This window comes from Streptomyces fulvoviolaceus (assembly GCF_000718165.1).
Classification (GTDB): Bacteria; Actinomycetota; Actinomycetes; order Streptomycetales; family Streptomycetaceae; genus Streptomyces; species Streptomyces fulvoviolaceus.
Genome location: NZ_JOEY01000032.1, coordinates 13,798 through 36,554 on the forward strand (window position 1 = coordinate 13,798; position 22,757 = coordinate 36,554).

Below are 22,757 nucleotides of genomic sequence, written 5' to 3' on the forward strand. Positions count from 1 at the left end.
GGGGCCCCGCTTCGGCGGGGCCCCTTTGTCTTATGCGGTTGTTCTACGCGGTCGCGAGTGAGACCTCGGTCGACTTGATCAGGGCGACGACCGGTGTGCCGGGTGACAGGGCGAGGTCGGTCGTGGCGTCCTTCGTGATCGCCGCGGTCAGGTCGCCGCCCTCGACGGCGACTTTCACCGCGGCCATGGCGCCGCCGGTGGCGATGTCCCGCACGGTGCCCGGGAGTTGGTTGCGGATGGAGAGGCCCTCGACGCGGCCGGTGGCGAGGGACACCTCCGTCGACTTCACCAGGGCCCGGACGGCCGAGCCCGGGGTGAGCGCGAGGTCCCTGACGGCCTCCAGGGTGATCGCCGCGGTGAGGTCCTGGCCGCCCGCGAGACGGATGCCGACGGAGGCCATCACCTCGCCGGGGGTGATGGTGGTGACGGTGCCGGGGAGCTGGTTGCGGATGCTCAGAGTCATGGGCATCAACTTAGGGCCGGGGGTGGCTTACGCCGGGTATGCGTGGGTCTGCGTCGCCTTCACCGTCGCCCAGACCGGTGCGCCCGGGTGCAGGTCGAGTTCGGCCGCGGCGACTGTGGTGAGGTCGGCGGCGAGGGGGAGTTCGCCGGTGAGGTCGGCGCGGATCTGGTCACCGTGGGTCTCCAGGCCGGCCACTTCGCAGTGCCAGAGGTTGCGGGCGCTGGAGCCGGTGGGGCGGTCCCGGTAGAGGGTCACCGCGGACGGGGGGAAGGCCACGAAGGCCGGGCCGGAGAGGTCCTCCGTGGTGGTGATGGCGGGGCCGGCGTCGAGGTGGACGGTGTGGTTCTCGGCCTGGCCGCGGTAGAGGTTCAGGCCTACCAGCTGGGCGATGTAGTCCGTGCGGGGGTGGCGGGCGATGTCGGAGGGGGTGCCTTCCTGGACCACGCGGCCGTGCTCCACGACGACCAGGCGGTCGGCGAGCACCATGGCGTCCAGGGGGTCGTGGGTGACGAGGACGGCCACCGCCTCGAACTCCGCGAGGTGACGGCGGAGTTGGGCCCGTACGTCGAGGCGGGTACGGGCGTCGAGGGCTGCGAGGGGTTCGTCGAGGAGCAGCAGTCGGGGGTGGGTGGCCAGGGCGCGGGCCAGGGCTACGCGCTGGGCCTGGCCGCCGGAGAGGCGCCGGGGCTTGGCGCCGGCGTGGGCGGTGAGGCCCATGCGGTCCAGCCACTTGGTGGCCTGTGCGCGGGCCTCTGCCTTGGTCGCGCCCTGGCAGCGGGGGCCGAACGCCACGTTGTCGAGGGCGGTGAGGTGGGGGAAGAGGAGGTAGTCCTGGAAGACGACGCCGACCGGGCGGGACTCGGGGGGTGTGCGGTCGAGGGTGGTGCCGTCCAGTTTCAGGTGGCCGTCGGTGAGGGGGGTGAGGCCGGCCAGGGCGCGTAGGGCTGTGGTTTTGCCGGCGCCGTTGGGGCCGAGCAGGGCTACTACGTCGCCGGGGGCGGCGGTGAGGGTGATGTCCAGGTGGAAGGTGCCGTGGTCTATGACCAGGTGGGCGTCCAGGCCTTCGCCGGGTGCGTCTTCTTTGGCGACGTCTTGGTCGGTCATGGGGTGTGTGTCCTTCGGCGCGGCTGCGGGTGCGGCTGCGGGTGCGTTGGGGGCACCCGGCCTTCGGCCGGGTTTGGGTTCTCACCCGCACCACCCGTACAACTTTCGTTGTCGGGTGCGGGTGGCCCCTGTGGGGAGTGAGCGCCATCGGCGGCTGCCGGTGCGTGGTCGCGGTGGGGGATGAGCCCCGGTGGCGGCCGGCGGTGGGCGGGCGCGGTGGCGTGTGCTCTCGCTGCTGTACGGCTGCCGTGCGTGGACTCGATCGTGTGGGATCCGTGTGTGGATGCAGCCGCACGGCGCACCCTCATGACGCCGTCATCCAGCGGTCCCGCAAGCCTGCCAGGACCGCGATCGAGACCGCCAGCAGGACCAGGCTGAGGGCGATTGCGGCTGCCGGGTCGTTCTGGAGGGCCAGGTAGACCGCGAGGGGCATGGTCTGGGTGCGGCCCGGGAAGTTGCCCGCGAAGGTGATAGTCGCGCCGAACTCGCCGAGGGCGCGGGCCCAGGCCAGGACGGAGCCTGCCGCGATGCCCGGGGCGATGAGGGGGAGGGTGACGCGGCGGAATGCCGTGAAGCGGGAGGCGCCCAGGGTGGTGGCCGCCTCCTCATAGCGGGGGTCGGCGGCGCGCAGCGTGCCCTCGACGCTGATGACGAGGAACGGCATCGCCACGAAGGTCTCCGCGAGGATCACGCCCGCCGTGGTGAAGGGGAGCGTGATGCCGAACCAGGAGTCCAGCCACTGGCCGACGAGGCCGTTGCGGCCGAGGGCGAGCAGCAGGGCGACGCCCCCGACCACCGGGGGCAGGACGAGGGGCAGAGTGACCAGGGCGCGGACCAGGCCGCGGCCGGGGAAGTCCGTGCGGGCCAGCAGCCAGGCCAGCGGGACGCCGATGACCAGGCTGAGGGCGGTTGCGGCCGTGGCGCACACCAGCGACAGGCGCAGGGCCTGCCATACCTCGGCGCTCGTCAGTTGATCGGGGAGGGTGCTCCACGGGGCTCGTACGAGCAGGGCGACCAGGGGCAGGAGGAGGAACGCCAGGCCTATCAGCGCGGGCAACAGCAGGGGCAGCGGAACCCCGCGGCGGTTCGTCCGGACGCGCCCGCGCCGCGGGCCGCCCTGGAGGGTGTCGGCCGCGGCGCCGGGCTTGTCGGTCGGGGTCACGGGTTGAGGAACCCGGCCTCGGTCAGGACCTTCTGGCCCTCGGTGGACTTCACCAGCTCGATGAACGCCTCGGCCGTCTCGGTGTTCTGAGCGTTCTTCAGCAGGGCGATCGGGTAGTCGTTGACGGCGTCGGCGGACTCGGGGAACTCCACGCCCTCGACCTTGTCACCGGCCGCTTGAACATCCGTCTTGTAGACGACTGCCGCATCGGCCTCCTTCAGCTCGACCTTGGTCAGGGCGGCCTTGACGTCCTGCTCGTAGGAGACCGGGGTGAGCTTGAGGCTGCTCGCCTCCAGGGCCGTCTGGGCGGCGGCGCCGCACGGCACCTCCTTGTCGCACAGCACGACCTTCAGGCCGGACCTGGTGAGGTCCTTGAGCGAGGAGATCTTGTCGGGGTTGCCCGGCAGGGTGGCGATCTCCAGCTGATTGCGGACGAAGGTGGCGGGCGTGCCGGAGGCGTCACCGGCGTCGGTGACGATCTTCATCGTCTTGGGGCTGGCAGAGGCGAACACGTCCGCGGGGGCGCCGCTCGTGATGCTGGCGGCGAGGGTGTCGCTGCCGCCGAAGCTGAAGGTGACCTTCGTGCCCGGGTGTTCCTTCTCGAACTCCTTGCCCAGCGTAGTGAAGCTCTCCTGGAGCGAGGCGGCGGCGAAGACGGTCACCGTGCCGGAGAGCTTCGGCGAGGCGGAGGACGAGGAGCCGGACTTGGCGGAACCGGAGTCCGAGTCGGAGGAGGAGCAGGCGGTCAGGGCGAGCAGGGCGGCTGCTCCCGCACCGGCCACCTGCAGCGTCCGGCGGGTTCGGTGCGCGGAACGGGTCATCACGGGTCCACTCCCTCTCACGTCAACGGGGAAGAGGCCGTCGGCCCTTTCCGATACGTCGATCATTCTGACGCATATGCAAGGCGTAAGTCTCCTGTGGCATCGCATGAGCCGGGGTAAGTGCTGGCAGGGGGCCGCATGTGCGTTCGTACGGGAGTGGTGGTCGCCGTGGGTCAGGTGCGGTCGATGTGGACGTTCGTCGACTTCACGCGGGCGGTGGCCTCCATGCCGACCTCCAGGCCCAGTTCCTCGACGGCCTCGCGGGTGAGCAGGGAGACGAGTCGGTGCGGGCCGGCCTGGATCTCGACCTGGGCCGCGACGTCGCCGAGTTTGATCGCGGTGACGATGCCGGCGAAGGCGTTGCGGACCGAGGTGTGCGGGGTGTCCTCCTCGGTGCTTCCGGCTTTGGCGAGTTCGACCGAGAACGCGGCCAGGGCCTGTCCGTCGATGACGCGGCGCCCGCTGTCGTCGCGGTGGGTCTCCACCCTGCCCGCGTCCGCCCAGCGGCGCGCGGTGTCGGGGCTCACGCCGAGCAGTCGTGCTGCCTGGCCGATCGTGTAGGACTGCATGCCGGTCACGATAGGGGTGCCGGAGGCGGTGGCGGGTATGGGGTTGGCCGTCGGGTGTGACGCGATATAGCGTCAGTTCGGTCGGAGAGACCTCGGGGAGGTCTCGGGGAGGGGTGACGGCATGCCCGATGGATCGTCGCAGGGGGACGGGTCGCTCGAACTGAGGGCTTCGCACGCGGACCGGGATCGCGTCGTGGACGTGCTGCGCATCGCCGCAGGCGACGGCCGACTGACCGCAGAGGAGCTCGATGAGCGTCTTGAAGTCGCGCTGTCCGCACGGACGTTGGACGAGCTCGCCGGCCTCACGGCGGACCTGCCGGCGGTGTCGGGCGGGGTCGTGGCCGAGGTCAAGGACGTCGTCCGGATCGAGCAACAGGGTGCTTCGGCGTCGCGGGGCGACGGCTGGGTCGTGCCGCGGCGGCTGGAGGTGGAGTCGTCCCTGGGTGATGTCACGCTCGACTTCACCCAGGCCGTCATCACCCATGACACCCTGCGCATCGACCTCGACATGCGGACCGGGACTCTGCGGCTGTTGACCCGGCCGGGCGTGGTGGTGGACACCGACTCCCTGGTGATCGACTTCGGCAGGGTGAAGAGGCGTCCGGTCGGCGACCCCGGCGTCCCGGTCGTCCTGCGCGTGGAGATCGGCGGCCGCCTGAGCTATGGCGAGGTCGTGGTGCGGCCGCCGCGGCGCGGGTTGTTCAGGAGATCCCCGAGGCCCTGAGTGCCGACCGGGCGGTCTCGTCGTCGATCTCGTGACCGAGTCGCCTGAGGACGTCCGTTCCCTGGCGCAGCGTGCCGAGGGCGACCGAGCGCCGTACGCCTGTGTCCACTTCATGCCACAGCAGCGGGTTCGCGACGAGCACGCGGGAGTCCAGTTCTAGCCGGTCGCCGAAGGCGTCCCGCAGGACCAAGTGCGAGGAGATGCCGTCGTATTGGCGTACGGCGACCAGCGCGTCCGTGCGTATCGTGCGGCGGCGTAGGGGACTGCGTACGGCGAGCCAGCCGGGGCCCGCGGTGACCTTCGGGGGCAGCAGGACGGCGAAGAGCGCCGCCGACAGGGCGAGCCAGAGCAGCGTGCGGGGTGGGGTCAGGGTGCCCGCGTCCCAGTCGAGGAGCAGGGTCAAGGCGGCGAAGGTGAGCGCGCAGCCCGTCGCGAACCGGGCGCTGCCACGCCAGTGGCGGTCACCGGTCGGGTTCGGCGGTCCGGTCCCTCGCATGAGCCGACGGTAGGCCGAGATGACGCCGCGGGCGCCCGCCGCTGACGGTCCTCTGAAGTCGTACGGCGGCATCTTGACGCGATGCTGACGACGCCGCCGATGCCTCGGTCGGCCGCCGTCCTCAGCCGGTGTGGACGCGTGGCCTGCGGGCGCGGTCCGGTTCCGCCTCGCGCAGGACCTCTCGGGTGACCGGGGCGACCTCGCCCTGGCCGAAGAGGAAGGCGGCCAGGGCGTTGGGGATGGAGGAGGACTCCAGGGTCAGGACGCGGTAGCGGCCGTGCAGGACCTCGCCGCGTACCGTCAGGCCGGCCTCGAACTCCGAGGGGTCGAGGACCGTGACTTCGACGAAGACGAAGTCCTCGCCGGCGAAGTCGTTGTCCTCGCGGATCTGCTCGATCTTCTCGCGGTACTCGGTCTTGTCCCGCTGGTCGGGCTCGTTGGCGATGAACCGGATCTTGCGGCTGGCCATGTCCCGGATGAAACGTTCCGCCATGTCGTCGAGCGTCACGCTGGTCACGCGGAGCTCGAAGGCGCGGGCCAGGCGGGAGAGGAGGGACACGAGGACGATGCCGGCGATGAAGCAGGCGCCGATCTTCACGCCGTCGGGGCGCTCGATGACGTTCACGACGGTCGTGTAGAGGAAGACCACCGAGATCACCGCGAAGGCGATGGTCCAGTTCCGCTGGCCTGCCTTGCGGGCCGCGATGGTCACCGCGATCGCTGCTGAGCTGATCAGCACCAGCACGCCGGTGGCGTAGGCGCCGCCCTGGGCGTCGACGTCCGCGTCGAAGATCCAGGTGACCAGGAAGGCGACCAGGGTGAAGACGATGACCATGGGGCGGACGGCGCGTGCCCAGTGCGGGGCCATGCCGTAGCGGGGCAGGTAGCGGGGCATCAGGTTGAGCAGGCCGGCCATCGCGGAGGCGCCGGCGAACCAGAGGATGGCGATCGTCGAGACGTCGTAGACCGTGCCGAAGGCGCTGCCCAGGTACTCGTGGGAGAGGAAGGCGAGGGCGCGTCCGTTGGCCTGGCCGCCCGACTCGAACTCCTTCTCCGGGATCAGGAGCGTGGTGATGAAGCTGGTGGCGATCAGGAAGCAGCTCATGATCACGGCGGCGGTGGTGAGCAGCTTCTTCGTGTCCCGGATCCGGCCGGTCGGCTTCTCCTCGGTGTCGCCCGGGTCGCCCTCGACGTGCGGCATGACGGCGACGCCGGTCTCGAAGCCGGAGAGGCCGAGCGCGAGCTTCGGGAAGACGATCAGGGCCACGCCGATCATCACGAAGACGTTGCCGTGCTCGGTGGTCAGGGCGCTCGACCAGTCGGTGATCACGTGGTCGGCGGTGATGACGTGCCACAGGCCGACGATCACGACGACGACGTTCAGAGCGAGGTAGATGCCCACGAGCACGACGGCGACGCCGATCGCCTCGAGGAAGCCCTTGAGGAACACCGCGCCGAGCAGGGCCACGAGGACCAGGGTGATCAGCATCTGTTTGTCGTGCAGGGCGCTGGTCAGGTGCGGGTTCTCGACGAGGTGGGTCGAGGCGTCGGCCGCGGAGAGCGTGATGGTGATCAGGAAGTCGGTGGCGGCGAAGCCGAGCAGGGTGAGGACGAACAGCTTGCCCTTCCAGAAGGACAGCAGCCGTTCCAGCATCGCGATCGAGCCCTCGCCGCGGGGGCTCTCCTCGGCCACCCGCCGGTACACGGGCAGGGCGCCGGCCAGGGTGACGATCACGAGCACGATGGTCGCGATGGGGGAGAGCAGGCCGGCCGCGAGGGCGGCGATGCCCGGCTGGTAGCCGAGGGTCGAGAAGTAGTCGACGCCGGTGAGGCACATGACCCGCCACCACCGCTGGCCCTTGTGGGCGGGCTCCGGTTCGGCGCGCGGTGCCTGATGGGCGGTGCCCTTGCCCATGTCGGAGAGGCCCTCCAGCATCCACGAGCGCAGGCGACTGGGCGGGGGATGTTCGGTGGTGGCCATCGGCGTGCTCCTGATGTGCGGCTCAGCGTGTGGTTCCGGCCATCACGCGGACGGCGGGACCAGCGTAAGCGGAGAGTGACGTCAGGGCCCATGGATGAAGGGGGTGCGGGCGTCAAGCTTCCGTTAAGACCTGCCGTGTCGATGTCGACGGCATGGCAAGAAGGGAGCCTGTGGGGCGGTTCGGCCCGGACCGGGTCGTATGGGGGAGGAGCCGGCATCCGTCAGGAGCGGACACCCAGTGTTATGGCGTGCGGTGCCTCCTCTGCCCGCAGAGGACGGTGACGCAGGCTTGGATCGAGGCTCGGTCGGGCTTGTCGGACGCCTGATCGGGTGTGTTCAGGTCGAGTTCGTCTACATCCCGCCCGAGGGTCTGCGCGGCCGCATGGCGCACGGCGACATCTACGCCCCGGAGAAGATCGACGGGGCCCTCGCCGGCTACTTCCGGCCCGGCGACCTGACCGCGCTGCGGCAGTCGGCGCTGCTGTGGACGGCCGACCGGGTCGACGAGGCACTCAACAGCTACCGGGCCGAGCACGCGATCGGCGCCGTGTGGGAGACGCGGGAGCGCGTCTTGGTTGCCCTGACCGGCGGGCCGGAGGGCGCCACGCTCATCCGGCGGGCCGCCCGCATCGCCGACCGGTCCGCGGGCGGCGACCTGCTCGCCGGGTGACGCCCCTCTCGTCGCCGTTAGAGACGCGTCAAAGGGCCGCGGAGCGCCGTAAGGGACCCGTCAACGGCCGTCGAATCCGGCCACCAGCGCTGTTTCCTCTAATCGTCCCTGTCCGGCCGAACCTCACTCCAGGAGCTCACGATGGCCGATCTGGCCTTCGTCGTCACCACGATCGCGCTCTTCGCGCTGGTGGTTCTCGTAGCCAAGGGGGTGACCAAGCTGTGACCGCCGAGAACATCGTCGGCCTCGTCGTGGCCGTCGCCCTGCTGGGCTATCTCGTCCTCGCCCTGATCTTCCCTGAGAGGTTCTGAGAGCAGCCATGGGTCCCGTACTCGCAGGCGTCCTGCAGCTGCTCGCCCTCATCGGCGCGCTGGCCCTCGCCTACATCCCCCTCGGCAACCACATGGCCAAGGTCTACTCCTCCGACAGGCACTGGCGTGTCGAGAAGTGGATCTACAAGGGCATCGGTGCCAACCCCGACACCGAGATGCGCTGGACCGCGTACCTGCGCGGCGTGCTCGCCTTCTCGGCGGCAGGGGTCCTCTTCCTCTATCTGCTCCAGCGGATACAGGGCGTCCTGCCCGGCTCGCTGGGCTTCTCCGCGATCGACCCGGACCAGGCGTTCAACACCGCGGTCTCCTTCGTCACCAACACCAACTGGCAGTCGTACTACGGCGAGCAGGCCATGGGCCACGTCGTGCAGACCGCCGGTCTGGCCGTGCAGAACTTCGTCTCCGCCGCGGTCGGCATCGCGGTCGCGGTGGCGCTCGTACGCGGGTTCGCCAGGTCCCGGACCGGTGAACTCGGCAACTTCTGGGCCGACATGGTGCGCGGGGTCACCCGCATCCTGCTGCCGCTGGCCTTCGTCGCGGCGGTCGTGCTGGTGGCCTGCGGTGCCATTCAGAACTTCTCCGGGATCCATGAAGTGGGTCAGTTCATGGGCGGCTCGCAGCAGTGGAACGGCGGTGCCGTCGCCTCGCAGGAGGCCATCAAGGAGATCGGCACCAACGGCGGCGGCTACTTCAACGCCAACTCCGCCCATCCGTTGGAGAATCCGACGCCGTTCACCAACCTCTTCGAGATCTTCCTGCTGCTGGTCATCCCGTTCGCCCTGACCCGCACCTTCGGGATCATGGTCGGCTCGGTGAAGCAGGGTTACGCGATCCTCGCGACCATGGGCACCATCTGGCTCGGCTTCGTCGCCCTGATGATGTGGACCGAGTTCGCCCACCACGGCCCGGCCTTCCAGCTCGCCGGCGGCGCCTACGAGGGCAAGGAGGTCCGGTTCGGCATCGGCGGTTCGTCGATCTTCGCCGTGTCCACGACCCTCACCTCGACCGGCGCGGTCGACTCCTTCCACTCCTCCTTCACCGGTCTCGGCGGCGGCATCACCATGCTCGGCATGATGCTGGGCGAGATCGCGCCCGGTGGTACCGGCTCCGGCCTCTACGGCATGCTGATCATGGCGATCATCGCGGTGTTCATCGCCGGTCTGATGGTCGGCCGTACGCCCGAGTACCTGGGCAAGAAGATCGGCACCCGTGAGATCAAGCTGGCGGCCTGCTACATCCTGATCACGCCGGCGCTGGTGCTGATCCTCGCCGCCGCGGCCATGGCACTGCCCACTCCGGGCAACTCGATGACCAACAGCGGGGCGCACGGCTTCTCCGAGATCCTGTACGCCTACACGTCCGCCGCCAACAACAACGGCTCGGCCTTCGCCGGTCTGAACGCGGACACGCAGTGGTTCAACACCACGCTGGGCATCGCGATGCTGCTCGGCCGCTTCCTGCCGATGGTGTTCGTGCTGGCGTTGGCCGGATCGCTCGGCGAGCAGAAGCCGGTGCCGGTCACGGCGGGCACCCTGCGCACCGAAAAGCCGCTGTTCACCGGGTTGTTGGTGGGCGCGATCCTCATCATCACCGGTCTGACGTACTTCCCGGCCCTGGCGTTGGGGCCGCTGGCCGAGGGGCTGGCGTCATGACCACTCGTACGGAAAGCGAAGAGATGTCCACAGGCACTCCGACCCGGGCGCCGCACAGCGATGTACCTCGGGTCCGTGCTGACCACGGTCTTCTCCTTCAAGGACCCGGGCGACTGGTTCGGCTGGGCGATCAGCGCCTGGCTGTGGCTGACCGTCGTCTTCGCCAACCTGGCGGAGGCCGTCGCCGAGGGCCGCGGCAAGGCGCAGGCGGACACCCTGCGCAAGGCCAAGACCGACACGGTGGCGCGGCGGCTGCTCGAGGACGGTGTCGAGGAGCAGGTGCCGGGCACCGAGCTGAAGATCGGTGACCTGGTCGTCTGCGAGGCCGGCGACATCATCCCCGGCGACGGTGACGTCGTGGAGGGCGTCGCGTCCGTGGACGAGTCGGCGATCACCGGCGAGTCGGCCCCGGTCATCCGGGAGTCCGGCGGCGACCGTTCGGCCGTCACCGGCGGTACGAAGGTCCTCTCCGACCGGATCGTCATCAAGATCACGACGAAGCCCGGCGAGACCTTCATCGACCGGATGATCAGCCTCGTCGAGGGCGCGGCCCGGCAGAAGACGCCGAACGAGATCGCGCTGAACATCCTGCTCGCGTCGCTGACGATCGTCTTCCTGCTGGCGGTGGCCACGCTGCCGCCGTTCGCGGACTACGCGGGCACGCACCTGACGATGGTCGTGCTGGTCGCCCTCCTGGTCTGCCTCATCCCCACCACCATCGGCGCCCTGCTCTCCGCGATCGGCATCGCGGGCATGGACCGCCTGGTCCAGCGCAACGTCCTGGCGATGTCGGGCCGCGCGGTCGAGGCCGCCGGTGACGTCTCCACGCTGCTGCTCGACAAGACCGGCACCATCACCCTCGGCAACCGCCAGGCCTCCGAGTTCGCGCCGGTGAACGGGACGACGGAGGCCGAGGTCGCCGACGCCGCCCAGCTGTCGTCGCTGGCCGACGAGACGCCGGAGGGCCGCTCCATCGTCGTACTGGCGAAGGAGAAGTACGGGCTGCGGGAGCGCGAGCTGGTCGGCGCCGAGTGGATCGCCTTCACCGCCCAGACCCGGATGTCGGGCGTGGATGTCGACGGACGCGGGATCCGTAAGGGTGCGGCCGGATCGGTCGTCGCCTGGGTGCGGGAGCGGGGCGGCGAAGTCGCGCCGGACGCACAGGAGTTGACCGACCGCATCGCGGAGGCGGGTGGCACTCCGCTGCTGGTGGCCGTCGAAGACACCGACGGAGCACGGGTGTTGGGCGTCATCCACCTCAAGGACGTCGTCAAGGAGGGCATGCGGGAGCGGTTCGACGAGCTGCGCCGCATGGGCATCAAGACCGTCATGATCACGGGTGACAACCCGTTGACGGCCAAGGCGATCGCCGAGGAGGCGGGCGTCGACGACTTCCTGGCGGAGGCCACTCCCGAGGACAAGATGGCCCTCATCAAGCGGGAGCAGGCGGGCGGCAAGCTCGTGGCGATGACCGGTGACGGCACGAACGACGCGCCCGCGCTCGCTCAGGCGGACGTCGGCGTGGCGATGAACACGGGTACGTCGGCCGCCAAGGAGGCCGGCAACATGGTCGACCTCGACTCGAACCCGACGAAGCTCATCGAGATCGTGGAGATCGGCAAGCAACTCCTCATCACCCGGGGCGCGTTGACGACGTTCTCCATCGCCAACGACGTCGCGAAGTACTTCGCGATCATCCCGGCGCTGTTCGCGGCGGTCTACCCGGGCCTGGACAGGCTCAACATCATGGGGCTGTCCTCGCCGGACTCCGCGATCCTGTCGGCGGTCATCTTCAACGCGCTGATCATCATCGCGCTCGTGCCGCTGTCCCTGAGGGGTGTGCAGTACCGACCGGTGAGCGCCGACAAGATGCTGCGGCGCAACCTCACGATCTACGGCATCGGCGGGCTGGTCGCGCCCTTCATCGGCATCAAGCTCATCGACCTGCTCATCTCCCTCATCCCCGGGATCGGCTGAAGGCCATGAACAACTCCGTATCGAACACCGTCCGGTTGCTCGGGGCGGGCCTGCGTGCGCTGCTGGTGTTGACCGTGCTCACAGGCGTCATCTATCCGCTCGCCGTCACAGGTGTGGCCCAGGCGCTGTTCAACAACAAGGCGAACGGCTCCGAGATCACGTACGAGGGCAAGGTCGTCGGTTCCTCGCTGATCGGTCAACAGGGCTACAGCCTGGACTACTTCCAGCCCCGGCCGGCCGACGGACTGGGCGAGAACTCGGTCAACACGCGGTACAAGCTGATCCTGTCCGGCGCCACCAACCGCTCCGGTGACAATCCCGAGCTCATCAAGTGGGTGAAGGAGGCCAAGGCCAAGGTCGTCAAGGAGAACTCCGCCGCGGGCTACACGGTCAAGCCGTCCCAGGTACCCGCCGACGCGGTCACCTCCTCCGGTTCCGGCCTCGACCCGGACATCTCCCCGCAGTACGCGGACATCCAGGTCCACCGGGTCGCCGAGCGCAACCATCTGTCCGTCGCGCAGGTGCAGAAGCTGGTCGACGACCACACCGAGGGGCGCACGCTCGGCTTCATCGGCGAGCCCCGGGTGAACGTGCTGGAACTCAACATCGCGCTCAAGGCACTCGTGGCCAAGAGCTGATGGCGTTACGCGACGCGAGGAGCGGGAGCCGACGGCGGGAGAAACCCTCCGGTACCGCCGGCTCCCGCCGCCATGACGCCGATGTTGCCGATGAAGCCGACGACATGAAAGGCGCACACCCATGACGCGGGTGCTGGTGGTGGAGGACGACCCGCAGCTTGTACGGGCCCTCGTGATCAACATGCAGGCGCGCCGGTACGGAGTGGACGCGGCCCCCGACGGGGCGACGGCCCTCCGCCTGGCGGCCGCCCGCCAACCCGACGTGGTGATACTCGACCTCGGCCTGCCCGACATGGACGGCGTCGACGTGATCAGGGCGCTGCGCGGCTGGAGCCGGGTGCCGATCTTGGTGCTGTCGGCCCGCCGGGCCTCCGACGAGAAGGTGGCGGCGCTGGACGCCGGGGCCGACGACTACGTCACCAAGCCGTTCAGCATGGACGAGCTCATGGCCCGGCTGCGGGCCGCGGTCCGCCGTACCGAGGAGAACCCGCTCGCCCCCGAGACGACGCGCGTGGAGACGGACGACTTCACGATCGACCTGCTCGCCAAGAAGGCCGTCCGCGGCACCCGCGACGTGCGCCTCACCCCGACGGAGTGGCACCTGCTGGAGATCCTGGTCACCAACCCGGGCCGGCTCGTCACACAGAAGTACCTGCTCCAGGAGGTCTGGGGGGTGTCCCAGAGCAACAAGACGAACTACCTGCGGGTCTACATGGCCCAACTGCGCCGCAAGTTGGAGGCGGACCCCTCGCACCCCCGCCATCTCATCACCGAACCCGGCATGGGTTACCGCTTCGAAGGGTGAACATGGCACGCGGCAGGCTTCGGATCCACCGCGGTGCGGCACCGGGCGTCGGCCAGACGTACGCGATGTTGTCCGAGGCGCACCGGCGGGTGGAACGCGGCACCGACTGCGTGGTCGCGTTCGTGGAGCACCACGGCCGGCCGCGCATCGAGGTGATGCCGCACGGCCTGGAGTAGATCGCGCACCCGGAACTGGCGTACCGGGACGCCGTCTTGGAGGAGATGGACATCGACGCCGTCCTCGCCCGGCGCCCCCAGGTGGCGCTCGTCGACGAGTTGCCGCACAGCACCATCCCCGGCTCGCGCAACGCCAAGCGGTGGCACGACGTGGAGGAGCTGCTGGCGGCGGGGATCGAGGTGATTTCGACCGTCGACATCCAGCTCTGGAGTCGCTGGGGGGGAACGAGCGGGCACGAGGCCCGTGAGCGGCGCGCCGCGAGTTCCCCGCCCGGCGGCCGCCAGGCCGGCACCGGCCACAACTCGGCGTTCCGCCGCCGGGTTTCGTCGGCGGCGCGGCACAGCGCGGTGAGGCTGCCCAGGGGCTCGCTCACCACCGGAGGCGTCCCGTGGCGGACACCCTCTGCGCCGAAGACCCCGAGCCCTCCGATCGGTTCCCGGCCGAACACCCCGGGCCGCACGGCCCGGCTCCTCCGCACCGCGGTCGACATTCTCGACGCCTGAAATCCGCGCGGTCCGCCGGGGCTGACACCGTTCCGGCATCCTCGTACAGTCCCCTTCGTAATGTTCGCCAACAAGACCGAATGTTTCGGACGGTTTCCCGGAGGGCTGACGCACATGCTGACCTACGACAATCCCGTCATCGGTGGCTTCCACCCCGACCCGAGCGTGTGCCGAGTGGGCGAGGACTACTACCTCGTCTGCTCCAGCTTCGAGTACTTTCCCGGCGTCCCGCTCTTCCACAGCAGGGACCTCGTGCACTGGCGGCAGATCGGCAACGTCCTGGACCGGCCGGGGCAGTTGGAGCTGCCGGACGACGTCCCGGCCTCCGCCGGCATCTACGCCCCCACCCTCCGGTATCACGACGGCCGCTTCTACATGATCACCACCACCGTCGGCGCCGGCGGCAACTTCCTCGTCACCAGCGAGCGGCCGGAGGGGCCGTGGTCCGACCCGGTGTGGATCGACCTGCCCGGGATCGACCCCGACCTGGCCTGGGACGAGGACGGTTCCTGCTGGTGTGCCGTCGCCGGGGTGCGGGTGGCGCGGATCGACCCGGCGACCGGGAAGGTCCTGGAGGGACCCCTTCCGGTGTGGTCCGGTACCGGGATGCAGCACCCGGAATCCCCGCACCTCCACCGCGTCGGCGACTGGTGGTACCTCATGCTGGCCGAGGGCGGCACCGCGCACGGCCACAGCGTGTCCGTCGCCCGCGCCCGTTCCCCGCGAGGCCCCTACGAACCGGCGCCGGCCAACCCGGTCCTCTCCCACCGCAGTACCGACCTGCCGATCCAGTCCACCGGCCACGCCGACCTGGTCCAGGCGGTCGACGGCACCTGGTGGATGGTGCTGCTGGGGACCCGTCCGCGGGGCTTCTTCCCGGAGTTCCATGTCCTGGGGCGGGAGACGTTCCTGACGCCGGTGGAGTGGGTGGACGGCTGGCCGCGGGTCGGCCCGGTGCAGCAGCGGCACCCGGCGCCGGCGGCCTGGCATCCCGTCGAACTCCCGCCGGACCGGGACGACTTCGACGCCGCGCACCTGGCGCCGTACTGGATCTCCCCGCGCAGCAGGCCCGACCGCTCCTGGTCGCTCGCCGAACGGCCCGGACACCTGACCCTGCACGCCACGGGCGACAGCCTCGACCGGCCGGGCCACACCTTCGTCGGGCGCCGCCAGCAGCACCCCGACTGCCGGATCGCGGCACGTCTGCAATCCGCAACAGGCCGCGCCGGCCTGTCCGTTCGCATGGACGAGGCCCACCACTACGACCTCGAGGTCGCCGGGGGAGAGGCGAGTGTGATCGCCCGGATCGGGCCGGTACGGCAGTGCCTCGCACGGCAGCCGGTCGCGCCCGGCCCCGTCACCCTGACCGTCGAGATCCGCACGCGGGACCTGGTGTCCCCGACCGGCGAGGACGCGCCCGGACTCCGCGCCGGGGGCCCTGACGTGCTCGCTCTCGGAATCGACGGCGTACCCCTGGCCGAACTCGACGGCCGCTACCTGTCCACGCAGGTCGCCGGCGGCTTCACCGGCCGGGTGATCGGCATGTACGTCACGGAGGGCAGCGCGTCCTTCGACTGGTTCGAGTACCTGCCCGCGGGCTCCTGAACGAGCCGCTTTCCGGAACAACTTGGGGGCGGATTCCCTCAACATTGCCCGCGTACAAGGGGTTGCCACCGTTTGGCAGCTGTCTCTAGGGTGCGGCAACAGCGAAGCTTTCTGGATCAACTCCGAAACTTTCGGTCCACAGGACGGCCAATGACGGCTCCGTCCCGTACCCAAGGAGCGCATCATGGGCGACCCGGCACTGTCCCGCCGCGGCTTTCTGGCGGCGTCCGCCGCGGCCGGTCTGGGCATGACGGCACTGAGCGGCTGCGGCGGCGACTCGGACGGAGAGTCGTCCGACGGGACGACCACCATCGAGTGGTGGAACATCTCGACCACCGAGCCGGCGAAGGGCGTCTGGGCCGGCCTCGCCAAGAAGTTCGAGGGCCAGAACCCCAAGGTGAAGATAAAGATCGTCCAGCTGGAGAACGACGCCTACAAGTCGAAGATGACGGCGCTGATCGCCTCCGGCAAGCTCCCCGACATCTTCCACACCTGGGGCGGCGGTGTCCTCAAGCAGCAGGTCGACGCGGGACTGGTCGAGGACCTCACCGACAAGACCAAGCCGTGGGCCGACGGCCTGCTGGAGGTCGCCAAGGAGCCGTACCTCCTCGACGACAAGGTCTACGGCATCCCGTTCGACATCGGCATGATCGGCTTCTGGTACAACAAGGCGCTCTTCAAGCAGGCCGGCATCAGCGAACCCCCCACCACCTGGGGCGCCTTCCTGGAGGCCGTGAGCAAGCTGAAGTCGAAGAAGATCACGCCCATCGCCCTGGCCGGCAAGGAGAAGTGGCCCGGCATGTACTACTGGGCCTACCTCGCGATGCGCACCGCCGGTGCCGAGGCCGTGCAGAAGGCCAGCGACGACAAGGACTTCACGGGCGCCGGGTTCGTGGAGGCCGGCGCGCACCTCAAGACCCTCGTCGACCTCCAGCCGTTCCAGAAGGGCTTCCTCAACGCCGCCTACTCCACCCCGACCGGCCAGGCGGCCGCCGTCGGCAACGGGAAGGCGGCCATGGAGCTCATGGGCCAGTGGGCCCCGGCCGTGCAGGCCGACTCCGGCAAGGGTCTCGGGGACGACCTCGGCTTCTTCCCGTTCCCCGCGGTCGAGGGCGGCAAGGGCGCCATCACCGAGGTGTTCGGCGGAGGCGGCGGGCACGCCCTGCGCCGAGGCGCCCCGCAGGCGGCCGTCGACTTCCTGAAGTTCTTCGCCTCCGAGGCCACCGACCTGGAACTGGTCAAGAAGACCGGCGTCATACCGGTGGTCCCGAACGCCGAGAGCGCCATCACCGACCCCAACATCAAGGCCGTACAGGCGCAGTTGAACGCCGCGACCGGCTTCCAGCTCTATCTCGACCAGGCGTACGCGCCCGCCGTCGGCCAGGAGGTCAACGACAGCGTGGCCGCGCTGATCGCCGGCTCCAAGTCTCCCGAGCAGGTCACCCAGTCGATCACGCAGATCGCGAAGGAAGAGCAGTAGACCGCGATGACCTCCACGTTCCTCGCAGACAAGCGGAGCGGTCAGGGCACCGATCTCCCGCCCCCGGAAAAGGTCAGGGCCCGGGGGCGGGCCCGGCGGCGCGTGCTGCACTGGCTCACCGCGGTCGCCTTCCAGGTGCCCGCCCTGGTGCTGTTCATCGGCCTGGTGATGCTGCCGATGGTGTTCGCGCTGTACGCCGCCTTCTTCCGCTGGGGCGGCTTCGGCATGCCCTCCGACTACGTCGGCACGGACAACTTCACCGACCTCTTCGACAACCCGGTCTTCCTGGGCGACCTGTGGCGCTGCCTCGTCCTGGTCGTGCTCTCCCTCGTGTTCCAGCTGCCGTTCGCGCTCGCCCTAGCGGTGGCGCTCAACCAGAAGCTGCGCGGCCGGGCCGTCTACCGGATGCTGTTCTTCGCGCCGTACGTCCTGTCCGAGGCGATCACAGGCGTGCTGTTCAGCATGGTCTTCGCCCCGGACGACGGGCTCGCCGACCACCTTCTGGGCGCCGTCGGGCTCGACGGCGTGGGCGGACTGTGGTTCGCCGATCCCTCGTACGTCATGGCGACGCTCTTCCTGGTCATGACGTGGAAGTACTTCGGCTTCCACATGATGCTCTACCTGGCCGGACTCCAGTCGATCCCGCGCGAGTTGACCGAGGCCGCGCTGATCGACGGCGCCAGCCCCTGGCAGCGCTTCCGCAACGTCACCCTGCCGCTGCTCGCGCCCACCCTGCGCATCAGCGTCTTCTTGGCCGTCATCGGGTCGATCCAGCTCTTCGACCTGGTGTGGGTGACCACCCAGGGCGGCCCCGACCATCACTCCGAGACCATGGCCGTGACCATGTTCCAGTACGGCTTCAAGCGCTACCAGGTCGGCTACGCCAGCGCGATCAGCGTGGTCATGTTCGGCATCTGCCTCGTCTTCGCCCTCGCCTACCAGCGGTTCGTGCTCCGCCGCGACCTCGAAGGGGCCACCACGACGATGAGGGGGGACGGCAAGTGACCGCCCGCAAGACCGCACGGACCCTGCCTCTGCACCTGATCCTCGTCGCCGTCGGCGCGGTGATGGTCCTCCCCCTGGTGTACGCCGTCCTGTCCGGCTTCAAGTCCACGGACGAGCTCTCCAGCAACCCCTTCGGCCTGCCGAAGCACTGGCTGACCGGCAACTACACCGACATCCTCGGCGGGAGCGACTTCTGGAAGCTGCTCGGCAACAGCACCCTGATCGCGATCGGTACGACCGTGCTCGTGGTCGCGGTGTCCGCGCTCGCCGCGTTCTCCTTCGCCCGGTTCGCCTTCCGGGGGCGGGAGGTGCTGTTCACCTTCTTCACGCTGGGGCTGATGTTCCCCTTCGCGGTGGCGGCCCTGCCGCTGTTCCTGCTGCTGCGCTCCCTGGAACTGCTGGACAACCCGCTGGGCGTGATCCTGCCGCAGGCCGCCTTCGGGCTGCCGATGACGATCATCATCCTGCGGGCCTTCTTCCGGGAGATCCCCGGTGAGCTGGAGGAGGCCGCCACCCTCGACGGGTGCAGTTCCTTCGGGTTCTTCTGGCGGGTGCTGCTGCCCATGGCGCGGCCCGCGCTCGGCACGGTCTCGGTGCTCGCCGTCGTCACCAGCTGGAACAACTTCATGCTCCCGCTGCTGGTGTTCACCGACAACACGTGGTGGACCCTCCCCATCGGCGTCCAGCAGTTCCAGGGCCAGTACTCGGCGGAGTACGCGCGCGTCTTCGCCTACCTCGTCCTGGCCATGGTCCCCGCCCTCGCCTTCTACTCGGTCGCCGAGCGCCAGCTCGTCGGCGGCCTCACCGCCGGCGCCACCAAGGGATGACCCGCGCCCGCGGACGTACGGCTCGCCCACACAACCGCACGTGAGGAGTCGCACCATGCGCAAGAACCGTCTGAGACTCGCCGGCGCTCTCGCCGCCGTCCTGGTCGCCGCGGGGGTCGCCACCGGCCCCACCGCCCAGGCAGGGCAGCAGCAGCCCACCCTCGCCGACCTCGCCCAGCGCCACGGCCGCTACTTCGGCAGCGCCACCGACAACCCGGAGCTCGTCGACGAGCCGTACAAGGCCATCCTCGGCAGCGAGTTCGACCAGATCACGCCGGGCAACGGCATGAAGTGGTACGCCACCGAGCCCCAGCAGGGCGTCTTCGACTGGACCAACGGCGACGAGATCGTCAACCTCGCCCGGGCCAACCACCAGAAGGTGCGCGGGCACACGCTCGTCTGGCACAGCCAGCTGCCCGGCTGGCTCACGAGCGGCACCTGGACGGCCGACGAGCTGAGGGCCGTACTGAAGAACCACATCCAGACCGAGGTACGGCACTACCGGGGCAAGGTCTTCGCCTGGGACGTCGTCAACGAGGCCTTCAACGAGGACGGCACCTACCGCGAGACGATCTTCTACAACACGCTCGGCCCCGGCTACATCGCCGACGCCCTGCGCTGGGCCCGCCAGGCCGACCCGAAGGTCAAGCTCTACCTCAACGACTACAACATCGAGGCCGTCGGCCCGAAGAGCGATGCCTACTACAACCTGGCCAAGGAGCTGAAGGCGCAGGGCGTCCCGCTCGACGGCATCGGCCTCCAGGCCCACCTGGCACTCCAGTACGGCTATCCGACCACCCTGGAGGACAACCTCCGCCGCTTCTCCAAGCTCGGCCTCGACACCTCGCTCACCGAGGTCGACATCCGGATGATCCTGCCCGCGACCGAGGAGAAACTGGCCCAACAGGCCGAGTGGTACGGCGACTTGACCGAGGCATGCCTCGCGGTGCGCCGGTGCGTCGGAATCACGGTCTGGGACTACACCGACAAGTACTCGTGGATCCCGGCGTTCTTCGAGGGGCAGGGTGCCGCGCTGCCCTGGGACGAGGAGCTTCAGCCGAAGCCGGCGTACTACGCGATCCGGGAAGCGCTCAAGTAGCGCTCATCGAGTGGCTGGTGGTGCGGTGCTCGACCGCACCACCAGTTCCGTGCCCAGCTCCACGCGCGGCGAGTCGGGCTGTTCGTCGCGGGCCAGCCGGAGCACCGTACGGACGGCGAGCTTGCCCATGTCGGCGAGCGGCTGGCGCACGGTGGTGAGTGGCGGAGCCGACCAGCGGACTTCCGGAAGGTCGTCGAAACCCACCAGGCTCAGGTCCTCCGGCACCCTGAGACCGCGTCGCCTGAGCGCCTCGATCGCGCCGAGGGCCATCTGGTCGCTGGCCGCGAACACGGCGGTCGGCGGTTCGGGCAGGTCCAGGAGCGCGTTGCAGCCGTCGAACCCCGACTCGGGGTGGAAGTCGCCGGGGACGACCAGGGAGTCGTCGACCGTGAGGCCGGCGCCCTCCAGGGCAGCGCGGTAGCCGTCGAAACGGGCCCGGGAGCACAGCAGTCGGGGTGGCCCGGCGATGAGGCCGATCCTGCGGTGGCCCAGCGACAGCAGGTGCTCGGTGGCCGCGAGGCCGCCCGCCCAGTTGGCGGCGCCGATGGTGGGGGCGTCGAGGGCGGGGGAGCCGGCCGGGTCGACGACCACCAACGGGACGCCGAGGACACGCAGTTCGTCGTGGAGGACCGGTTCCAGGTCCGAGGTGACGAGGATGACCCCGTCGGAGGCCCGGGCGCGCAGGTTGCGCATCCATTCGCGGGCGTCGCCGGAGCGTCCGTGGATCGCGGAGACCACGGTGCCGACGCCGGCCGCGTGGGCGACCTCCTCGACACCCCGGATGATCTCCACCGCCCAGGGGCTGTCGAGGTCGTTGAAGACCAGGTCGAGCAGCGCGGCGCGGGTGCCGGGGGCCGCGGGGCGCTTGCGGTAGCCGTGTCGTTGCAGCAGGTCCTCGACCCTGGCCCGGGTCCGCGGCGACACGTCGGACCGGCCGTTGACGACCCGCGACACGGTCGGCACCGAGACCCCGGCCTGCCGGGCGATCTCCGTGATGGTGACCTTGCTGCGGGTCTCCTCTGCTGTCACTTCCCCCACCTCCGTCGACGGTCCTACCGCACCGGACCCCTCTCCGAAACTTCCAGGAGTCTTCCGGAAAACCAGTGGCCCTGGGAAGAGGCCGACGCGGGGAACGGCGTGTGGCTCAAGGTGCTACAGGGAGTGACCGCCCCCGGACATGCGTCGGGGCCGGTGCGCAGTCGTCGCTGCGAGCCGGCCCCTCGTGTACCCGGGCGGTGGGTCGAGCCGCGCCCGGTGCCGCTCAGGCGGCCGTCATCACCTGCACGAGCGGGCGGTGCGGGGCGATGATCTGGCCGTCGGGCAGGAGCTCACCGGTGTCCTCGAAGAGCAGAACGCCGTTGCACAGCAGGCTCCATCCCTGTTCCGGGTGGGCCGCCAGAAGTCGGGCGGATTCCCGGTCGGCGGAGTCGGCTGTCGGACACGGTGGCTGGTGCTGGCACATTGATGGGATCTTTCGCTCTGTCGTGAGTTGTGAGATGGCTGTCGTGTCTGTCCCGCGGCTTGAAGCGTTGTTCATGGCCGCCCCCCGTTGTGATAAGTCGGTCCGAACCCAGTGTTGCCCCACGGGCGTCAATCCGCAGGGATTTAGCAGCACCGCTTCTCACAGGTTGATGACGCGTCACCCGCCCGGACGGTTCATCTCAACTGGACTGTCACTTCGGGTGGTTCGCGGTGGCCGGATGGGGCTAGTTCGTTCGGGGAGCAGGGCACGGATTGGCTCGTACGAGCCATAAAGCGCTCGTACGAGCGAATGGAGTTCTCGAAATCTCAGCATGAGCCTAATGAAGCCGGAAACGGCGTCGTACCCCGCTACCCGGAATTCGGGGCGGGGTACGAGAGGCGACGCGACGTGGGATCTCAGGCGGGCGAGCCGAGCAGCGGTGCGGGAGTCACCCGATGGGTCAGTACCGGGAGCAGTTCGGCGACCCGGTGCGGGCGGTGGGCGGCGATGCCGGGCGGTGCCGGCGCCAGCGGGACGAGCAGGTCGGTGGCGGCGGGGTGGCCGGAGGCGCCGTCCGAGGTGCAGTCGCCGTGCAGCCAGAGCGTGAGCATGTAGAGGCCCGGGACCGACAGCAGACGGGGCTGGTAGGGCTGTTTCATGTTCTCCGCGTGGCGCAGCGCACGCTCGGTCGACGCGATGTACGGGCCCTCGAAGAAGTGCGAGAACGCCCAGCCGTCGGGGGTCAGCATGGTCTCGGCCGCGGCCACCGCGCGGTCGCCGCAGCGGATCAGGAAACGCCACCCGGCCAGCCGGGTGGCGGAGGTGCCCGCGGGCGTGATCTCGTCCAGTACGTGTACGGGCAGCGGGAGTTCGGGCGTGGCGGGTCCCTGGGCGCGCAACAGGGAGGGTGTTCGGGCCTCGCGGACCGCGGTGGGTGAACCGAGCGCAGTCAGGACGGAGCGAAGGGCGGGCGTGGGAGCCGGGGGTACATGCAGCGGCATGGTGGGTCGCCTCTCATTCGACAGGCACGGTGGCGCGAGGGCGGGGCGGGGGCGGACGGCGCTGTCAGCTCACGGGGTCAGAGAGGCGGGGGTCGGGTCCGGTGGCGCGAGGTACGGGTGAGATCTGCCGTACGTCACCTGACGGCTGGATCCAGGACCGCGAGCGCCACCCCTCTGGCTTGTTCGCGGAGTTTATACGACATG

General features: G+C 69.6%; 21 protein-coding genes and 2 pseudogenes. 13 read left to right on the top strand and 10 right to left on the bottom strand.

Going from position 1 to position 22,757, the window contains the following annotated elements; genetic code table 11:
* Window positions 1–43: 43 nt before the first annotated feature.
* From IG08_RS0131315 to IG08_RS0131335, 5 genes are all read right to left on the bottom strand, one after another.
* On the bottom strand, window positions 44–463 hold the full coding sequence (locus IG08_RS0131315) for a TOBE domain-containing protein (RefSeq protein WP_030610026.1): 420 nt from the start codon (window positions 461–463) through the stop codon (window positions 44–46).
* Window positions 464–490: 27 nt separating this feature from the next.
* Window positions 491–1,567, bottom strand: a complete 1,077-nt coding sequence (locus tag IG08_RS0131320; protein WP_030610029.1) for an ABC transporter ATP-binding protein — start codon at window positions 1,565–1,567, stop codon at window positions 491–493.
* Window positions 1,568–1,871: 304 nt separating this feature from the next.
* Window positions 1,872–2,729, bottom strand: coding sequence for an ABC transporter permease (locus tag IG08_RS0131325; protein WP_030610032.1), 858 nt, complete (start codon window positions 2,727–2,729; stop codon window positions 1,872–1,874).
* Complete coding sequence (modA, locus tag IG08_RS0131330) at window positions 2,726–3,550, bottom strand: molybdate ABC transporter substrate-binding protein (RefSeq protein WP_030610035.1); 825 nt, start codon at window positions 3,548–3,550, stop codon at window positions 2,726–2,728. The genes IG08_RS0131325 and modA overlap by 4 nt, the downstream gene beginning before the upstream one ends.
* A 173-nt stretch (window positions 3,551–3,723) precedes the next feature.
* The gene (locus tag IG08_RS0131335; protein WP_030610038.1) at window positions 3,724–4,119 is read right to left on the bottom strand and encodes a TOBE domain-containing protein; all 396 of its coding nucleotides are present in this window, start codon (window positions 4,117–4,119) and stop codon (window positions 3,724–3,726) included.
* Between the two features lie 121 nt (window positions 4,120–4,240).
* Between IG08_RS0131335 and IG08_RS0131340 the strand changes: the two genes are divergently transcribed.
* Window positions 4,241–4,843 carry a DUF1707 SHOCT-like domain-containing protein gene (locus tag IG08_RS0131340; protein WP_030610041.1) on the top strand — a complete coding sequence of 201 codons (603 nt, stop codon included), beginning with the start codon at window positions 4,241–4,243 and terminating at the stop codon, window positions 4,841–4,843.
* Here IG08_RS0131340 and IG08_RS0131345 read toward each other — a convergent pair.
* A complete protein-coding gene (locus IG08_RS0131345; protein ID WP_030610043.1) occupies window positions 4,821–5,339 on the bottom strand; it encodes a hypothetical protein in 519 nt (172 codons plus the stop codon). The two genes, IG08_RS0131340 and IG08_RS0131345, sit on opposite strands and share 23 nt — an antisense overlap.
* A gap of 121 nt (window positions 5,340–5,460) precedes the next feature.
* Complete coding sequence (locus IG08_RS0131350) at window positions 5,461–7,320, bottom strand: APC family permease (RefSeq protein ID WP_030610046.1); 1,860 nt, start codon at window positions 7,318–7,320, stop codon at window positions 5,461–5,463.
* A gap of 349 nt (window positions 7,321–7,669) precedes the next feature.
* Between IG08_RS0131350 and IG08_RS0131355 the strand changes: the two are divergent.
* From IG08_RS0131355 to IG08_RS0131420, 12 genes and pseudogenes are all read left to right on the top strand, one after another.
* Window positions 7,670–7,984 (top strand): annotated as a pseudogene (locus IG08_RS0131355) (histidine kinase); the annotation flags it as partial.
* Between the two features lie 227 nt (window positions 7,985–8,211).
* Entirely contained in the window at window positions 8,212–8,301 is a 90-nt protein-coding gene (gene kdpF / locus IG08_RS56445) for a K(+)-transporting ATPase subunit F (RefSeq protein WP_016434100.1), read from the top strand.
* Window positions 8,302–8,309: 8 nt separating this feature from the next.
* On the top strand, window positions 8,310–9,974 hold the full coding sequence (kdpA, locus tag IG08_RS0131370) for a potassium-transporting ATPase subunit KdpA (protein ID WP_030610051.1): 1,665 nt from the start codon (window positions 8,310–8,312) through the stop codon (window positions 9,972–9,974).
* A 60-nt stretch (window positions 9,975–10,034) separates the two neighbouring features.
* Window positions 10,035–11,951 (top strand): potassium-transporting ATPase subunit KdpB, encoded by a 1,917-nt coding sequence (gene kdpB, locus IG08_RS54610; RefSeq protein WP_420823297.1) that lies wholly within the window; start codon window positions 10,035–10,037, stop codon window positions 11,949–11,951.
* A 5-nt stretch (window positions 11,952–11,956) separates the two neighbouring features.
* Entirely contained in the window at window positions 11,957–12,589 is a 633-nt protein-coding gene (locus IG08_RS0131380; protein ID WP_030610054.1) for a potassium-transporting ATPase subunit C, read from the top strand.
* A gap of 121 nt (window positions 12,590–12,710) precedes the next feature.
* Complete coding sequence (locus tag IG08_RS0131385) at window positions 12,711–13,394, top strand: response regulator (protein ID WP_030610058.1); 684 nt, start codon at window positions 12,711–12,713, stop codon at window positions 13,392–13,394.
* Between the two features lie 2 nt (window positions 13,395–13,396).
* Window positions 13,397–13,774 (top strand): annotated as a pseudogene (locus tag IG08_RS60770) (histidine kinase); the annotation flags it as partial.
* 414 nt (window positions 13,775–14,188) lie between these two features.
* A complete protein-coding gene (locus IG08_RS0131400) occupies window positions 14,189–15,679 on the top strand; it encodes a glycoside hydrolase family 43 protein (RefSeq protein WP_030610064.1) in 1,491 nt (496 codons plus the stop codon).
* Between the two features lie 184 nt (window positions 15,680–15,863).
* Window positions 15,864–17,159, top strand: a complete 1,296-nt coding sequence (locus tag IG08_RS0131405; protein ID WP_030610066.1) for an extracellular solute-binding protein — start codon at window positions 15,864–15,866, stop codon at window positions 17,157–17,159.
* A gap of 6 nt (window positions 17,160–17,165) precedes the next feature.
* Window positions 17,166–18,164, top strand: coding sequence for a carbohydrate ABC transporter permease (locus tag IG08_RS0131410; RefSeq protein ID WP_030610070.1), 999 nt, complete (start codon window positions 17,166–17,168; stop codon window positions 18,162–18,164).
* Between the two features lie 62 nt (window positions 18,165–18,226).
* Window positions 18,227–18,991, top strand: a complete 765-nt coding sequence (locus tag IG08_RS0131415; RefSeq protein WP_234343020.1) for a carbohydrate ABC transporter permease — start codon at window positions 18,227–18,229, stop codon at window positions 18,989–18,991.
* Between the two features lie 55 nt (window positions 18,992–19,046).
* Window positions 19,047–20,090 (top strand): endo-1,4-beta-xylanase, encoded by a 1,044-nt coding sequence (locus tag IG08_RS0131420; RefSeq protein WP_030610073.1) that lies wholly within the window; start codon window positions 19,047–19,049, stop codon window positions 20,088–20,090.
* A gap of 3 nt (window positions 20,091–20,093) precedes the next feature.
* Here the strand turns inward: IG08_RS0131420 and IG08_RS0131425 are convergent, their stop codons facing one another.
* From IG08_RS0131425 to IG08_RS0131435, 3 genes are all read right to left on the bottom strand, one after another.
* Entirely contained in the window at window positions 20,094–21,128 is a 1,035-nt protein-coding gene (locus IG08_RS0131425; RefSeq protein WP_420823298.1) for a LacI family DNA-binding transcriptional regulator, read from the bottom strand.
* 223 nt (window positions 21,129–21,351) lie between these two features.
* On the bottom strand, window positions 21,352–21,552 hold the full coding sequence (locus IG08_RS0131430) for a DUF5999 family protein (protein ID WP_030610086.1): 201 nt from the start codon (window positions 21,550–21,552) through the stop codon (window positions 21,352–21,354).
* Window positions 21,553–21,968: 416 nt separating this feature from the next.
* Window positions 21,969–22,553 (bottom strand): hypothetical protein, encoded by a 585-nt coding sequence (locus IG08_RS0131435; protein WP_030610089.1) that lies wholly within the window; start codon window positions 22,551–22,553, stop codon window positions 21,969–21,971.
* Window positions 22,554–22,757: the final 204 nt, after the last annotated feature.

Excerpts from the sequence above, each read along its gene's own strand:
- kdpA (WP_030610051.1), top strand. The coding sequence starts at position 8,310 with ATGGGTCCCGTACTCGCAGGCGTCCTGCAGCTGCTCGCCCTCATCGGC.
- IG08_RS0131435 (WP_030610089.1), bottom strand. The coding sequence starts at position 22,553 with ATGCCGCTGCATGTACCCCCGGCTCCCACGCCCGCCCTTCGCTCCGTC.
- IG08_RS0131340 (WP_030610041.1), top strand. The coding sequence starts at position 4,241 with ATGCCCGATGGATCGTCGCAGGGGGACGGGTCGCTCGAACTGAGGGCT.
- IG08_RS0131415 (WP_234343020.1), top strand. The coding sequence starts at position 18,227 with ATGGTCCTCCCCCTGGTGTACGCCGTCCTGTCCGGCTTCAAGTCCACG.
- IG08_RS0131320 (WP_030610029.1), bottom strand. The coding sequence starts at position 1,567 with ATGACCGACCAAGACGTCGCCAAAGAAGACGCACCCGGCGAAGGCCTG.
- IG08_RS0131350 (WP_030610046.1), bottom strand. The coding sequence starts at position 7,320 with ATGGCCACCACCGAACATCCCCCGCCCAGTCGCCTGCGCTCGTGGATG.
- IG08_RS0131335 (WP_030610038.1), bottom strand. The coding sequence starts at position 4,119 with ATGCAGTCCTACACGATCGGCCAGGCAGCACGACTGCTCGGCGTGAGC.
- IG08_RS0131385 (WP_030610058.1), top strand. The coding sequence starts at position 12,711 with ATGACGCGGGTGCTGGTGGTGGAGGACGACCCGCAGCTTGTACGGGCC.
- kdpB (WP_420823297.1), top strand. The coding sequence starts at position 10,035 with ATGTACCTCGGGTCCGTGCTGACCACGGTCTTCTCCTTCAAGGACCCG.
- IG08_RS0131345 (WP_030610043.1), bottom strand. The coding sequence starts at position 5,339 with ATGCGAGGGACCGGACCGCCGAACCCGACCGGTGACCGCCACTGGCGT.
- IG08_RS0131430 (WP_030610086.1), bottom strand. The coding sequence starts at position 21,552 with ATGTGCCAGCACCAGCCACCGTGTCCGACAGCCGACTCCGCCGACCGG.
- IG08_RS0131400 (WP_030610064.1), top strand. The coding sequence starts at position 14,189 with ATGCTGACCTACGACAATCCCGTCATCGGTGGCTTCCACCCCGACCCG.
- IG08_RS0131380 (WP_030610054.1), top strand. The coding sequence starts at position 11,957 with ATGAACAACTCCGTATCGAACACCGTCCGGTTGCTCGGGGCGGGCCTG.
- IG08_RS0131315 (WP_030610026.1), bottom strand. The coding sequence starts at position 463 with ATGACTCTGAGCATCCGCAACCAGCTCCCCGGCACCGTCACCACCATC.
- modA (WP_030610035.1), bottom strand. The coding sequence starts at position 3,550 with ATGACCCGTTCCGCGCACCGAACCCGCCGGACGCTGCAGGTGGCCGGT.
- IG08_RS0131405 (WP_030610066.1), top strand. The coding sequence starts at position 15,864 with ATGGGCGACCCGGCACTGTCCCGCCGCGGCTTTCTGGCGGCGTCCGCC.
- IG08_RS0131420 (WP_030610073.1), top strand. The coding sequence starts at position 19,047 with ATGCGCAAGAACCGTCTGAGACTCGCCGGCGCTCTCGCCGCCGTCCTG.
- IG08_RS0131410 (WP_030610070.1), top strand. The coding sequence starts at position 17,166 with ATGACCTCCACGTTCCTCGCAGACAAGCGGAGCGGTCAGGGCACCGAT.